This window comes from Sporosarcina sp. So3-204 (assembly GCF_058068165.1).
Map to the genome: position 1 here is coordinate 1,774,905 of NZ_CM176485.1, position 15,889 is coordinate 1,790,793.

At 37.7% G+C, this 15,889-nt stretch carries 9 protein-coding genes and 1 pseudogene; 8 read left to right on the plus strand and 2 right to left on the minus strand.

What is annotated here, in order from left to right; translation table 11 throughout:
- The 5 genes from AC3RV6_RS08640 to AC3RV6_RS08660 all read left to right on the plus strand — a co-directional run bounded on the left by AC3RV6_RS08640 (position 1) and on the right by AC3RV6_RS08660 (position 7,786).
- Positions 1-1,425, plus strand: a complete 1,425-nt coding sequence (locus AC3RV6_RS08640; RefSeq protein ID WP_489749036.1) for a glycosyltransferase family 2 protein — start codon at positions 1-3, stop codon at positions 1,423-1,425.
- Positions 1,422-4,607 carry a hypothetical protein gene (locus AC3RV6_RS08645; protein WP_489749037.1) on the plus strand — a complete coding sequence of 1,062 codons (3,186 nt, stop codon included), beginning with the start codon at positions 1,422-1,424 and terminating at the stop codon, positions 4,605-4,607. The genes AC3RV6_RS08640 and AC3RV6_RS08645 overlap by 4 nt, the downstream gene beginning before the upstream one ends.
- Positions 4,608-4,812: 205 nt before the next feature.
- On the plus strand, positions 4,813-5,733 hold the full coding sequence (locus AC3RV6_RS08650; protein ID WP_489749038.1) for an HNH endonuclease: 921 nt from the start codon (positions 4,813-4,815) through the stop codon (positions 5,731-5,733).
- Between the two features lie 95 nt (positions 5,734-5,828).
- Positions 5,829-6,410 (plus strand): DUF4256 domain-containing protein, encoded by a 582-nt coding sequence (locus AC3RV6_RS08655; protein ID WP_489749039.1) that lies wholly within the window; start codon positions 5,829-5,831, stop codon positions 6,408-6,410.
- A gap of 215 nt (positions 6,411-6,625) precedes the next feature.
- Complete coding sequence (locus tag AC3RV6_RS08660) at positions 6,626-7,786, plus strand: MFS transporter (RefSeq protein WP_489749040.1); 1,161 nt, start codon at positions 6,626-6,628, stop codon at positions 7,784-7,786.
- Positions 7,787-8,110: 324 nt separating this feature from the next.
- Here AC3RV6_RS08660 and AC3RV6_RS08665 read toward each other — a convergent pair.
- Positions 8,111-9,631 (minus strand): annotated as a pseudogene (locus AC3RV6_RS08665) (glycine betaine uptake BCCT transporter).
- Positions 9,632-10,028: 397 nt separating this feature from the next.
- Positions 10,029-10,790, minus strand: coding sequence for an NRDE family protein (locus AC3RV6_RS08670; RefSeq protein ID WP_489749041.1), 762 nt, complete (start codon positions 10,788-10,790; stop codon positions 10,029-10,031).
- Positions 10,791-11,095: 305 nt separating this feature from the next.
- Between AC3RV6_RS08670 and AC3RV6_RS08675 the strand changes: the two genes are divergently transcribed.
- The 3 genes from AC3RV6_RS08675 to AC3RV6_RS08685 all read left to right on the plus strand — a co-directional run bounded on the left by AC3RV6_RS08675 (position 11,096) and on the right by AC3RV6_RS08685 (position 15,679).
- The gene (locus tag AC3RV6_RS08675) at positions 11,096-11,935 is read left to right on the plus strand and encodes a malate synthase (RefSeq protein ID WP_489749042.1); all 840 of its coding nucleotides are present in this window, start codon (positions 11,096-11,098) and stop codon (positions 11,933-11,935) included.
- A 419-nt stretch (positions 11,936-12,354) separates the two neighbouring features.
- Entirely contained in the window at positions 12,355-13,392 is a 1,038-nt protein-coding gene (locus AC3RV6_RS08680; RefSeq protein ID WP_489749043.1) for an S-layer homology domain-containing protein, read from the plus strand.
- A gap of 691 nt (positions 13,393-14,083) precedes the next feature.
- Entirely contained in the window at positions 14,084-15,679 is a 1,596-nt protein-coding gene (locus AC3RV6_RS08685; RefSeq protein ID WP_489749044.1) for a long-chain-fatty-acid--CoA ligase, read from the plus strand.
- Positions 15,680-15,889 lie beyond the last annotated feature (210 nt).

Genomic DNA, 15,889 nt, shown 5'->3' on the forward strand with positions numbered 1-15,889 from the left:
ATGAACTTTTTAGAAAAAGTGATGTTGGTTTTTGGTATAGTGGTTTTTCTTTATATGTCGGTGGTCATCATTTCGTACAGTATTATGTTTGTGCTGGCATTCGGAACGCTGAGAAGACAGAAAAACTTAGATCGAACAGAGTTGGATAGCCGCTTCATCGATGCTTTCTATTCAAAACCAGTGTCGATCCTTGTTCCAGCTTACAATGAAGAAATAGGGGTTGTTGCAACTATTCATTCTTTGCTCCATCTGGATTATCCGCAAACCGAACTGCTTGTCATAGATGATGGGTCCAAAGATGGAACTGCTTCCGTTGTCATTCAACAGTTTGATATGGTGCAAGCAGAAAAGCCAACAGATTTGCAATTAAGTACAAAACCAGTCAAAGCGATTTATCAATCACGGATTCATCCAAATCTTTGGCTCATTTGTAAAGAAAATGGTGGTAAGGGTGATGCGCTAAATGTTGGCATTAATTATGCGCGCTATTCTTTCTTTTGTACAATTGATGGAGATTCAATTCTCGATGAAAATTCACTCCTTCGAGTCATGAAGCCGATCATTATGTCGGATGGAAAGGTTATCGCAGCTGGAGGCAATGTGCGTATTGTAAACGGACTCAATGTAGAGTACGGGGCTGTTTCTGCTGTGAAATTGTCTGGTCGTCCATTTGTAGTGATGCAGATAGTCGAGTATTTACGGGCTTTCCTAATGGGAAGAATTGCGCTAAGCAAATATAATCTAGTACTTATTATATCTGGAGCGTTTAGTGTGTTTTCAAAAAAGCAAGTTATTCGGGTAGGCGGATATAATACGACAACAATCGGCGAAGATATGGAAATAGTCGTGAAGTTACAGCGCATGCTAAGAGAACAAAAAATTGATGGGCGTATAGAGTTTGTTGCAGATCCTGTTTGTTGGACAGAAGCACCACAGACGTTATCTGTACTTCGAAAGCAGAGGCGACGATGGCATCAGGGGCTTTTCGAAAGTTTGTGGGCACATCGAAAAATGTTATTTAATCCGAAATACGGAGCGCTCGGAATGGTTTCAGTTCCTTATTTCTGGATTGTTGAATGCATAGGACCACTCATTGAGCTTTTTGGCTATGTTTATATCATTACCGCTTTCTTCCTTGGTGGCATTTACTATGAGTATGCATTCTTTTTCTTGTTGTTATTAGTTTTATATGGAACTATATTTTCGATGACAGCGGTTCTACTAGATTCTTGGAGTCTTGGTGTATTTCCGAAAATTCGAGATGTATTGCGAATGATGATTCTAACGTTAACTGAAGTAATCTGGTATCGACCGCTAACTTTAATTTGGCGTGTAGAAGGATTAGTTAGATCTATGCTGCGCAAATCTTCTTGGGGCGAAATGGACCGTGTCGGTGCGACAGGTTCAAAAGGAGTGGAGAAATGAAAAAATTCTATGCGATTGCAACTTTTCTGCTACTTCTAATTTTATTGCCACTCCTTCTTTGGATGACCAGCAAAGAACAGCCTCTGTCGGTTGCGATAATTGACAAGACTGTAATTGCTGATTCTTACCGCGAGCATTTAGGAATTACGTGGGTGTTGAATCATTTGAAAGTGAAAAACAATGATGGGAAAGCATTTCATCCATCTAAAGATTTTTACGGTGGCACCTTAGTTGAAAGTAAAAATGATGTGTCTAAAATACGTGCACTACCGGAAAACTATGATGGAACGGATGTAATTTACATTGCAGACACATATGGCGTGGTGGAAGATAAAATACATATGGACGATAGCGATGATGTTATACCGGAAATTATTCCTGGTGGTCTTGATGAATTAGAGTGGCAAAATATTATGGAAAGAACTGCATCCAAAGAGTCCTCCTTGCTAATCGCAGAGTATAATACGTTCGCTTCCCCGACTAATGATACGGTACGTAAGCAAGTGACAAAGCATCTTGGTATTGAATGGGAAGGATGGTCTGCTCGGTATTTCACCAATCTTGATTACCGGGAAAATGATGAAATCCCTCAGTGGGTAATCGATGAGTATCAAGAAGATTGGACGTATTCAGGAGGGGGGTTCCTGGTTGTCAATGATTTCAACGGAGTTATTGTCATATTAGAAGATGAAAAGCATTTGACTGAGGAAAGCGTAAACGTGACGTTTACAAAAGAAGGTGAGAAACGTTTTGGAACAAAAGGTTCTCATCGCTATACGTACTGGTTTGATATTGTGACACCACGTCCAGGCTCGGAAGTACTGGCGCAATACGATTGGTCACTTACAGATGCTGGGAAAGAAGTTCTAGCGGAACAGGGTATTCCGATTGAATTTGCAGCAGTGATTCAAAATGTAATCGGTGCTTCAGAAAGCTTGTACTTTGCAGGAGATTACAATGATGTTCCGACAGTGCCAAAATTTTATCAATTAAAAGGAATGACGCAGCTTTATAAGATGTTGAATACATTTTCAAATGAGTCTTTTTTCTGGTCTGCTTATGTGCCAATGATGAAAGGTGCTCTAGATGGATTTGGTACGGGTGAGAAAAAATTAGAAACGATTGATGAAAATAAAGCAATTGATCCAGTAACACGAATTAATAAAAAACAAATGGAAGTTCTCGAAGATGGAAAATGGAAGCCGATGACGATTAAAGGTGTAAATATTGGCATGGGGAAGCCTGGTACATTTCCAGGTGAGGCAGGTATTGAGGAAAGTGACTATTACGGATGGTTTGAAGCAATTGGAGAGATGAATGCCAACACAGTTCGTGTTTATACGCTTCATCCTCCAGCTTTTTACCGTGCACTTAAGTCATATAATGACGCTCACGAAAAGCCGATTTATGTGATGCATGGCGTTTGGATAAATGAAGAAAAACTTGTCGATTCATTGGATGCATTCGAGGAAGAAAATCTCTTAGACTTTCAAGAGGAAATGAAACGAATTGTCGATGTAGTTCATGGTAAAGCTGACGTGGAAGAGCGTCCAGGGCATGCATCAGGTGTTTATGATGCGGATATTTCTAAATGGGTGAGTGCTTGGATGATTGGAATTGAGTGGTATCCTTTTATGGTAGAAGGTACGAATACAAAACATGCAGCAATTGGAGAATATGATGGGAACTATTTCAAAACAGAAGAAGCAGAGCCGTTTGAATACTGGCTTGCGGAACAAATGGATGTTCTTGTATCTTATGAGGTGGAGAAGTACCGCGCGATTCGTCCAATGAGTTTTACGAATTGGGTTACCACAGATTTACTAGAACATCCTGCAGATTCTTCTGGACAAGAAGACATGGTATCTGTAGATCCAAACAAAATCTATACGAAAAAAGAGATGGAAAAAGCAGGGCAGTTTGCTTCTTATCATGTCTATCCATATTATCCTGACTTTCTAAACTATGATAATCGTTATTTGGACTATATCGATTTTAGAGGTGAAAAGAATAACTATGCTGCATATTTAAAAGACCTACACGAAGCACATCGGCTACCGATTTTAATAGCGGAGTTCGGTATACCAGCTTCCCGTGGCAAGACACATGAAAACCCATTTGGTTGGAATCAAGGTTTCATGTCTGAAAAGCAGCAGGGAGAGGTGCTCACTCATCTTTATGAGGACATAATTCATGAAGGTATGATGGGTGGCTTGGTATTTACATGGCAAGATGAATGGTTTAAGCGGACTTGGAATACGTTAGATTATGATAATTCTGATCGTAGGCCGTTCTGGTCCAACGCACAAACGAACGAGCAGCAATTCGGTCTACTCAGTTTTGACAGACTAAAAATTAAGATAGATGGTGCTTCTGAAGATTGGCAAGACGATCATTTATACGAAAAGGATGATGGCGTTCTACAAAAAATGTACGTGGATCATGATGAACGTTATTTATACATTAGGGTTGATATGGATGACAAGCAGAATCAAGACAATGAGTTTCCGGTAGTTGTATTTGATACAGTTCCTAATCAAGGTAATACAACCATCAACGGCATACCTAATCTTCATTTTCAAGATGGAGTAGAATTTATCGCGAAGATGAACAACAAGGAATCCAGGCTGATGATTGATCCTTATTATGATCTATATCATTATTTGTACGGAAATAAGTTGAGTCTTATTGATGATATTCAGCGTACGAAAGATTCAGGAAACTTCATCCCGATTGAATATGCGCTCAATAAATCGTATTTCATTCCAAATACAAATCAAACAATTCCTTATTCGTCTTATGAAACAGGTAAGTTGAAAGAAGGAAATGGTAATCCTGCTTCTCCAGATTATGATTCTTTAACAGATTATGCGATTAGCGATGGACGGCTCGAGCTTCGAATTCCTTGGTTGCTCATTCAGTCTAAAGATCCTAGTCAAAAAGAATTTATAGGAAACATCGCAGAGCAAGGCGAACAAGCAATTGTGAAAATTAAGGATATTGGAATAGGTGTTGTGATGATGAACGAAGATGGCAAAGGAGTGCTAGATTCATTCCCACAACGAGCGAACGAAAAAGTAAGCATTTTTAAAAGATATACGTGGGATAATTGGGATTTGCCACTCCATGAAGAGCGCTTAAAACAATCTTATTATATTTTGAAAGAAACTTTTAAAGATTAATTTATTAAAATGAAAAAAGCATCACTTCGTTCAACATTGACCGAAGTGATGCTTTTTCTTTTGACTTCAGTTAATGACATATTGTAACTTCCTAATGAATCGATTGGATTAATTTCGATAATTGTCTTGTATTCGTTTTAATACATTAAGATGAGATATAATCAAGAGAGAAGAAATGTACCAGTTCGTAAAGGAGTGATGAACCATGCAAAGTTACATAGTCATGCAAGGACGTACGTACCATGAAGAAAAAGAATTAGGTGTGCTCTGGTCATTGCAAGAAGATAGTGTGGGCAATGTTCAGCATTTTTGGGAACGAATGAAAGAAGTAATTGAGGGCGATCGCGTATTTCATTATGTAAAAGGGAATATTGTCGCAATCAGTGTTGCAAAATCAGGATACAGAGAAGAACATAAGCCATCCAAAATCTCACTTCAAAGCAGCGAAAATGCCAAGGGCTACTTATTGGAGGTCGATTATAATGAACTCGATAAGCCGTTAACGATTGAAAATTCTTTCGATGAGATCCTTCCGCTGTTGCCTATTAAGTATTCTGCATTTCAAGAAAATGCCAATGGAAATCAAGGCTATCTCTATCCATGCAACGAAGAACTGACCATTAAACTGGTAGAGTTGATCGCGGACTTGAACATATATGAAATCGATGAAGAACAATTGGAATTCGTCATGGGCACCGTACAGAAGACGGAACATGATTTTCTCATCCCACTTCTTGCTGAAACTGAATCAGAAACGAAAACCAAAGTACGACTTGGGCATCAACTATTCCGAAATGAACTCTTGCCATTGTGGCACGATAAATGCGCACTTTGCGAAATAGAGCTGCCAGAATTGCTTCAAGCAAGTTACGCAAAACCATGGAAAGACTGTACTAACAATGAACGCATCAATCCAAACAACGGCATTCTTCTTTGTCGGAACCATGATGCCCTTTACAATAATGGCCTCATAGCGTTTGATGGACAAGGAAAAGTCCATATTTCATCTAGAATTCCTGTAGAGGATTACAAAAAGTATGGACTTAATAGTAAAATGACAGTGAACAGAACTGAGAAGAACAAACCTTATTTGAAATGGCACAAGAAGCATATGTTTAAAGAGTAAATTAACGTAACTGTTCAACATCGAATTTATTTGTTATTGGATATTGTATAATAAACTAAATAAGATGCGAGAATACAAATAGAGGTGGAACGAATATGACAAATCAAAGTGAAAATAGTTTTGAAAAAGTATTATCAAGTGAACAGTGTGAAGAGTTACTCTCAATATTGAAAACCCGTTTTGAGAACAACATGCACCGACACCATGATCTAGAATGGACGAATGTCAAAGAGAAGTTAGATACGGATCCTGGGAAAATGTGGTCATTAAATGAAATGGAAAGAACTGGCGGGGAACCCGATGTTGTTAATTATGATATAGGGAAGAATGAATACATTTTTTATGATTGTTCAGCGGAAAGTCCAAAAGGCCGAAGAAGTCTATGTTATGACCGACAAGCACTTGAATCTAGAAAGAAAAATAAGCCGGAAAATACAGTAATTGATATGGCGACTGACATGGGTATTGAACTTTTAAATGAAGCGCAATATCGTGCATTGCAACTACTTGAAAAATTCGATACGAAAACGTCAAGTTGGATTCAAACACCTTCGGATATTCGTAAACTAGGCGGCGCCATTTTTTGTGATTTCCGTTTTGGACACGTCTTCTTGTATCATAACGGAGCAGAATCCTACTATGCCGGCAGAGGATTCCGTGGATTACTGCGAGTCTGAAATGTTAGTGGTGGTGATTGGGTAAGGCGGTAATTTATTTATTACTTGAGAAACCAACGCAATTATTTCTTTCATACTTCTACAACATTTTACTCGGAATAGCTTGCCAAATAGCAATGTTTTCTCGTAAGTTCACTCGTCTTGTAAATTTTGACATGAATTGCTATGATGTTAAATAGTAAAATGAAGGAATTTGCTTCGGTAGGAGAATAGTTATGCGAAAACAAACACTTACTTTGGTGTTATTACTCACTAATTTATTCATAGCCTTTTTAGGGATAGGGCTTGTTATTCCCGTTATGCCAACATTGATGAATGAATTGAATCTTTCAGGAACTGTTGTTGGCAATATGGTAGCCGTTTTTGCGATTGCACAGCTAGTCGTGTCACCAATTGCTGGTAAGCTGATTGATACAGTCGGTAGAAAAGTGATGATTGTTATTGGATTGTTTATTTTCAGTGCCTCAGAGTTGTTATTTGCGGTAGGACAGGGTTTGCCGGAGTTGTTTGCTTCCAGGATTTTAGGGGGAGTAAGTGCGGCGTTCATTATGCCTGCAGTTACCGCCTTTATAGCAGATATTACAACGAATGAAACACGTTCAAAAGCACTCGGCTATATGTCGGCAGCCATTTCTACAGGATTTATCATAGGACCTGGGATAGGTGGTTTTCTAGCCGAGTACGGAACACGGTTGCCATTTTTCTTTGCAGCAGGTCTCGCATTGTTTGCGGCGATTTTCTCAATGATTATGTTGAGAGAACCTGAACGTCAAGTAGTAGAAGAAATAAATACAAAGAAACCCGGATTCAGAAGAATATTCGCACCCATGTATTTCATCGCTTTCATAATTATATTTGTACTGTCGTTCGGTTTGTCATCATTCGAAGGTGTTTTCAGCCTCTTTGTTGATCATAAATTTGGGTTTACACCAGCGGATATTGCAATTATTATTACGGGAAGTGGACTTGTCGGCGCATTGGCACAGATTTTGTTGTTCGATCGTCTGACAAAGTTGATGGGCGAGAAGAAGCTCATTTTTATTAGTTTGGTGTTTTCAGCAGTAATGGTCGCTTTGATGACCGTAGCGAGTTCGTATGGGAGTATATTATTCGTAGCGATTATCGTATTCGTCGGTTTTGATCTCATACGACCGGCTGCGACTTCGTATTTATCTAAGATTGCTGGCAATGAGCAAGGCTTTGTTGGTGGAATGAACTCGATGTTTACAAGCCTCGGGACAGCATTTGGACCTATGGTGGGGGGATATTTGTTTGACATCAATCTCGACTATCCCTATTATTTCGCCACAATCATACTAGTATTAGGTTCAATTATTACATATTTCTGGGTAAAGAAGGGTCCGAAACATGTATGATTAAATTTTGTGTTCCTGTGCAATAATAATTAGTATGACAAAAACTTTCTGTATCACTGGAAAGTTTTTTTGTTTGACTTCTACCATTATCACAACAAGTGAACGCTTATAGAAACGCAAAAATAATCAATGCTGTGGTGATGTTAGGCGATTAAGAAATGTGAAAATTGAATCAATGACAAGAGGAAGTCAGCGATGTGTTTATTCGCTTGACTTCCTCTTGTATATTGCTCTAGTTATTATATCGTGCAGTAATTAACTCTGAATAGCATGCTGTACAGGACGCTTTTTTTAATGATAGGACACCACCATAGGTCATTCGGGTTAAGGTGTTTTTTTTCTCTTACGTTTAGGCCTAATCATCAATCCGAGCTCTTTTTGCTCTTTAGCGAGAGCTTTGTATAGAGCACTCATCATAAGTAGAATAATGAAGGAGAAAGGTAGAGCAGCAATGATAAGCGCATTTTGAAGTGCGTCCAACCCTCCAGATGAAAGAAGGATAATTGAGATTCCTGATTGTGCTACACCCCACGTTAACTTCACCATATTTGGTGGATAAAGCGATCCGTAAGTTGTTTGCATACCGAGAACAAAAGTTGCAGAGTCTGCGGAAGTGATGAAAAAAGTGCTAATTAAAATGACTGCGATAATTGATAGGAGCATTGACATAGGCAGTTCATTAAATACTGCAAAAAGAGTCTCCTCTGTTAACAAATCAGTTAAATCTGTACCAGTATCTTGTAAATTCATTGCAGTAGCACCAAATGTCGCAAACCAAATGAAACTAACAACTGATGGCAGGAGTAGAACCCCCGCAAGAAATTCCCGGATTGTTCGTCCGCGAGATACGCGGGCGATGAAAACCCCGACAAATGGCGCCCAAGAAATCCACCAGGCCCAGTAAAAAATTGTCCAACTATCAATCCATGGTCGAAGTTCATTATCAACCGGTGCTGTCTGGAAGCTCATGCGCATAATATTTTGTATTTAAGCACCTATTGTATCAGTGAACGTATTGAAAATGAGTAGTGTTGGTCCGACAATGACGGTAAGCACGAGTAAAATTCCAGCAAGTAATATATTCAAATTTGATAAATATTTAATACCTTTACTGATGCCAGACCATGAGGAAATAAGGAACAAGACAGTTACAGCAAGGATAATAACAACTTGAACAATAAAACTAATCGGTAAATCAAATAAATAAGCAAGTCCTCCATTAATTTGAATCGCACCGAATCCGAGCGTTGTAGCTACGCCGACAACAGTGGCGAAAACAGCTAATACATCGATGAAAGTTCCGAAATGACCGTCTATTCGATCACCAAAAAGAGGTCTAAGTGTAGATGAAATTAAACCTGGTGCACCTTTGCGAAATTGAAAATAGGCTAAAGTCATTCCGACAACGGCATAGATTGCCCACGCGTGGATTCCCCAGTGAAAAAACGTGTAGCGCATAGATTCACGAAAAGCTTCTTGTGAACCAGGTTCAGCAGTTGCTGGATTAATGGCGAAGTGAGAAAGTGGTTCAGCAGCGCCCCAAAAGACAAGCCCGATTCCCATTCCAGCTGAAAAAAGCATCGCGAACCAGCTAATCCTTGAAAACTCAGGTTTATCATCAGGTTTTCCAAGTTTGATTTGTCCAATTGGACTAATGATGAGAAATAAACAAAAGACAACAATTGCGGAAACTACTAGTAAATAATACCAACCAAAAGATGATGTTATGAAAACTTGCATATTTTGCGTTAGCGATTCAAATTTTACAGGCGTAAAAGCACCGAAAGAAACGGCTAAAATAACAAGCGCTAGCGTAATCCAAAAGACAGCAGATACTTTTTTCATAGTGCCTCCAATCGCAAAATAAAAATAGTTTTGTTGATATTAATGATAAAACTGTATACATGTTAATGCTGTCCTTAATAGATATATGCTAAACATCTCCTATCAATCGGTTTTAACTTAACGGCGCCAACCGTAGAATTTTGAATAAGAAAAAGAGGATTGGTTTATATAAAATAGATTCTTTCAAACAGTTTCTTTATTTATGTATTGTTTAAGCTATTTATAGATATAGCTCATAGTAATAATCTTGCTTTATAATAGGAGAAGAAGTATTTGGTCAAAGATACTTTAATATAAAAAAATAAGCATCAACAAATAAATACCCCATTTAAAGGTCTTTGCCTCATTTTTTATTCGCTCCAAAAATATCGTAATAGCCAACATTACTTATTGGTAGTTAAGCTTGAAAAGTAAACTGATTTTCTTTTACTAATTCCCCCAACTCGTATGTGCGTTCGGCAAAAGTAAAAACATTGTCGTTGTCCACGATTAATACGGAAGAAGAACGCGTACCATAATCATGTGTTTTAATGAAAAGCGGAGAAAGTGTCCGTTCAAGTTCTAAACTTACACCAGTTTTCGGTAATTCTATATCTTCTGCAATTCCTTCATCTGTTAATATTGAAAACAAGTCATTTGAATCAACTTTTTCTGAATTCATTACATAATTTTGCAATGCTCGTTTTCCTTTGATCACTTTTGGCCATGGCGTATCTAGTAAATGATTACTAAGTCCATGCGTACCAACGGAAATCTCTATGATTTCTTCTTGTATATTGCTGTAGTAAAATAATTCATCAGGATTTCCAACAAGTAAATTGAATCCAGTATAATGGTCTTTACTTTTGTGAATGGATTCCAAAAATGATTTTGAGCTAGTATCCTCAGATAAATAACTACGTACGATCTCCCCACGAGAAACCTTCCCAACGCCTATATGAGCGGGATCACGATAATTGGTCAATGCAGCAAAACGTCCCTGTTTCGTTACGCCAAGCCAAGTCCCTTTTTGCAATAAATCCCGTCCTGCTAATAGATTAGGTTCATCTTCCCAAAAGTGTGCGGATGCAGTAGGGCGTTTATAAAACTCATCACGATTTGCAGCAACAATTAATTTGTAATTTGGATGTGACTTAAAATGAAAGTTAATTAAACACATAAGTAAGAACTCCTCTCTCATTGCTTTTTACATAAAATAACATAGTATTATACGATAAACAAATGATCGTTGTCAAGCCTTAAATTGCAATTTTTCAGATTATATGATAGTATATAGTTATAACAGTTATTGATACAGTATTCGATGATCGTGCAGAATTTCTTCGAGTAAGGAATTATGTGCGTTTTTTGAAATTGGAAATTTGCATTCGTTCCATTCGGTCAAATGAACTAATTTTTATGCGCGCGAGTTAAAAGTTTAAAAGCGTCAAAAAATCAAAGTGTTTATAGAAGGAGAGTGTGCTTATGAATTTAATTAATGAAGAAATAACTCATAAAGTATTTGGTGAGGGGAATATCGTGAATCACGAGGATTCTATCATAACCATTGATTTTAATGAAGATATTAAAAAGTTTGTTTATCCAGATGCTTTTGAAAACTTTATTACACTAAATGACAAGAGTACTGAGAAATCTTTTAGGAACTTTTTTTTGAAAAGGAAATTAAAAAGAGAAGTTGTTGAAAAGGAACGTGAAGCAGAAAGAGAGATTCAAATGCTTGAACAGCAACGTCTGGAAAAAATGAAGAACCACAAAATTCATGAAAGCTCCCAAATTGTTTTTTGGCTAGACGAAGAGGAGCAAAGTAATATATTTACCGACTGGCAAGTATTTACTGGGAAAGTTCAAAGTGGAAAAAATAAAGGTCAGCCAAATAGAGCAACTCGTTTGAGTACAAACAGTGCAGGTCTTCTGACTACAAGAGAATCAAATCAACAAGAAACAGAAAGAAGGATTCTCGGTCTATACATGGTAAATGAAACGTATTCAGGTAATATTGACGATGATGGAATGGTTCCGTCCCATGAGGAATTTAGAATCAAGCTCACAGATGAAGAAGCGGAGCAAATGCTTTTCTGGAATTATTATATCAATAAGAATTATCCTCATCAAACTACATGGAATTCTGGTAAATATCGTTATTTTGATAATATTTGGACAGCACAAATCTTAAAAGACATCATTGCATTAAAAACAGATGAAGAGCAAATCAAAGAAGCAAAAAACTTCCTCATCCACTTCTGTCAAATAAATGCCCTCGATATCGATAATATACCAGTAGTGAACGGGGCTTTAAAGCAATAAACATCAGATCATTTAACTTCTATGAACGGTTAACTTGACCTGAAATCATCTTTCAAAGAAATTCTTTCCCTAGGTGCAGTGAACCCTAAAAACAGTGGTTTTTGCGTAACATCCCCCGGGTTGATACAATGCTTTCTCCAATAAAGAATGGCTAACCTCCCAACTTAACGATTACTTCTTTTAGATAAGTGCTAATTTTTTCTTTAACCACGAATATATTTCATGGGCCCTTTGTGGCCTTTTTTTTATTGTGAATTATAGATACAAAACGCCTTATGGTTAGTGATGACGAAGTTACTTGAACATTTTTTTATTATTAGCTAAAGAGCGTTTTTTGTTTGAGAATCTTTTAATATCTTAACCTCCACTTAACCTTGCACATTTATGATAGAGGTGTTTAGTGATTAGGAGGTGAGTAAATGAGGAAAGTAAAATGGTTGACAGGGATATTTATCATTTCTATTTCTTTTTTATTAGCACCAATGGCCAATGCTGCTTTTACAGATATTCCGTCTAAGCATCAATTTAAGAATGAAATCGATCATTTAGTAGAATTGGGTGCAATTGGCGGCTATCCAGATGGGACATATCGTGCAAGTAATAATGTAACGCGAGGTCAAGCTGCTAAGATTTTAACAGTGGCTCTCCGGATGCCTTTAATTAATCCAGTAACGCCAACGTTCAAAGATGTACCTAAAACGGACAGTAACTATCAGTATATCGAAACGTTGGCTGCAAAAGGCATCATTGGCGGGTATCCAGATGGTACATTCAAGTCACGGAATAGTTTATCACGTGCACAAATGTCTAAGATTGTTGCAAACAGTTTTGATTTGGCGGATAGATCTTATGTTCAATTCAAAGATGTTGATCGTAACGCATGGTATTATCTAAATGTTGACCAACTTGCAACTTCAAAAATAACGACAGGTTATGCTGATAATACATTTAAGCCGAACGGAATCGTAACTCGAGGGCAAATTGCAGCATTTGTCAGTAGAGGTATTCATAGTTATGACAAAAGTAAATATGAGTACCGGAATGTATTTCTAGAAATGTCTAAAGCTCAAGTAAGAGTCATTGAAGGTATCCCATCATTAGAAAATGAAAAGTACTTGGTATACGACTATGTTAAAGGAAATCCACTTAATGCGAAAATTACTTACACTTTTTTCTACGGTCAGCTAGATATTATTGATTTTGAGTATGACTTAAGTCACATACCTGCTACTGAAGCAGCAACAGAAGCTTTCTTCAATAATATTGTAAGTACAACTTTTAAACCGCAGTTTGGTGATGTTACTTACAATGAAAAATACAAGTGGATGCATTCAGATTTCACTAAAGACTTACTCTATGCATTTTGGTTTACGCCTCAAGGCAATCGAATCGAGTTAACACTCAAAGTGAATTCTGTAGAGGAAGGACCAAAAATGATTATGCGTGTTGTTCGCTAATTCTTTTGACTGTTTCCAAGTTCTAAAAATTCTGAAATTAAGCGAGGAAATTCAATTGGTTTGTCTTTCATAGTGGGTGGAATCTTTTACTTGGGAATATAATTAAGACGTGATTACACTATCAATATGTAATCGCGTTTTTTTGTGTTTTTATATCTATTTAACAAATAAGGTAATTATCGTTCGTTCCATTTTTCCCCTTCCATCGCATTAATTTATACATAGATCAGTGTTCCATTTTCTTGGGCATCCCTTTTATAGGAAGAATGCATCTCAATAGGTTCAATGATTACCAATTCCATTGCTTTCATATTCTTGCCAATTTCAGGGGTTCCTTTGTCAAGATAGTAGTAAAAGTTATCAACGAATTTAAGTCTTTCAGTTATTGCTGTTGAGGACGTTTGTAGATTAATTTTGGTCATGAATGAATAATAGATAATGACAATCAAAATTATAGAAATAGTAGCAACGAATCCTTGTTTCTCTTCTTCCGTTCACATCCTTATGTTAATTGGCATCTCTTTTACCGGCGTCGATCTAATAAATCGTTTTCTCTATTTTAATAATCCGAACGGCAAGTTACTTCTGATGTTTGGGGTGTATTTTATCTTTACGTCAGTTTCAATATTCTAAAACTATGGAGAGATAGCTAGCACTCCTATATAATGAAATAACAAAGGGAGGTATTCATATGAATGTTCCATTAGTATTAACACAATTTCTTGATAGAGCTGTATCACTATACGGCAGCAAGGAAGCTGTTTTCGGAGAAGAAGGCCGGTCTTTTACATATGCACAGTTGAACAGGCGAGTGAACCAGCTGTCGCGTGGGCTTCGTAGCTTAGGAGTTGAAAAAGGAGATCACATCGCCTATTTATGTGGTAACTCTATTGAAATGTTGGAAGGGTTTTACGGCATTTACCAAGTAGGAGCGGTCATGGTGCCACTTAATACGCGTCTGACGCCTAAAGATTATTTATTCATTTTAAATCATAGTGAATCGAAAATATTATTTGTTGATCAAGAGTTATATGCGTTTATTCAGCCGATAGAGCAGCAACTTGAAACGGTTGAAAAAGTTATTGTTCATTATAAAGAGGGTGACACTGATGCGCTGGATTACAATCAATGGCTTGGATACTACGCTGATGAGCCGTTTGAACGTGCAGATGTTCAGGAAGACGATGTTTGTAGTTTGCTGTATACGAGCGGAACGACTGGTAATCCAAAAGGAGTTATGTTGACGCATCGAAATAATTACTTGCATGCAATGAGTGCGATGCATCATTTGCGCGTGACAGATGAAGACGTGTTGCTTCATGTGTTACCAATGTTCCATGTAAACGGCTGGGGGTCACCGTTTTATTATACGGCGAACGGGGCTTCTCAAATTTGTTTCCGTAAAACGTCTCCGCAATCGATTATTGAGGCGATTCAAAAGTATAAAGTAACGATATTGCATATGGCGCCGGCAGTACTGAATTCGATTTTTCAGTACTGTGAAGAGCATCATCCAACGTTTAATCATGAAATTCGAGTTATTATCGCAGGTTCAGCACCGCCACCGGCATTTATTTCCAAAGTAGAAAAAGAACTTGGCTGGAATTTCATCCAAGTATACGGTATGACGGAGACATCACCACTTAGCCTCTTCTCTACGATTCGTTCGACTGTTGCTGATTTGTCGGAGGAGGAAAAACTTCAGCTTAAAGCAAAAGCTGGATATCCGATGATTGGCGCAGATGTAAAGGTAGTCGATGATTACGGAGTTGAGGTCGTTCATGATGGCAAGCAGCCTGGAGAGATTACTGTCCGCAGCCATGGTGTTATGAAAGGTTATTGGAAAAATAAACAAGCAACGGATGAAGTTTTGCGGAATGGCTATTTGATGACTGGTGATATGGGGACGGTAGACGAGTATGGCTATATTAATATCGTAGACCGTAAAAAAGATGTCGTAATCAGCGGTGGAGAAAACATTTCTTCTATTGAAATAGAAGGCGTATTGTATGATCATCCTGCGGTACTCGAGGCTGCCGTGATTGCTGTGCCGCATGAAAAGTGGGGCGAAACACCTTATGCATTTATTGTATTGCGCGGCGGTGGAGAGGTGACAGAGCAGGAAATTATCGACTTTTCGAGATCTAAGTTGGCCCATTTTAAAGCTGTGACTGGCGTGACTTTTGTAGCAGAGCTTCCAAAAACCGCTTCTGGGAAAATTCAAAAAATGCAGATTCGAGATGATTATTGGGAGAAGGTTGGTAAGACAGGTAGGAAGGTTAATTAGAAGGGCTACTAGTTTAAGACTTATTCAGAACTTATATTAATTGGCTGACTGCATTTTTTAATAATTGATTTACTTTTATTAAAAACAAGATGTATCTATTAGGGAGAAATGCGTGTATCGCGGAACTTGTGAATTAATAAGATTATATGATAAGTGAATGATTAGAAAAATTGAACCCCAAATGGGAACACTTATTTAAAGTGTCTACCA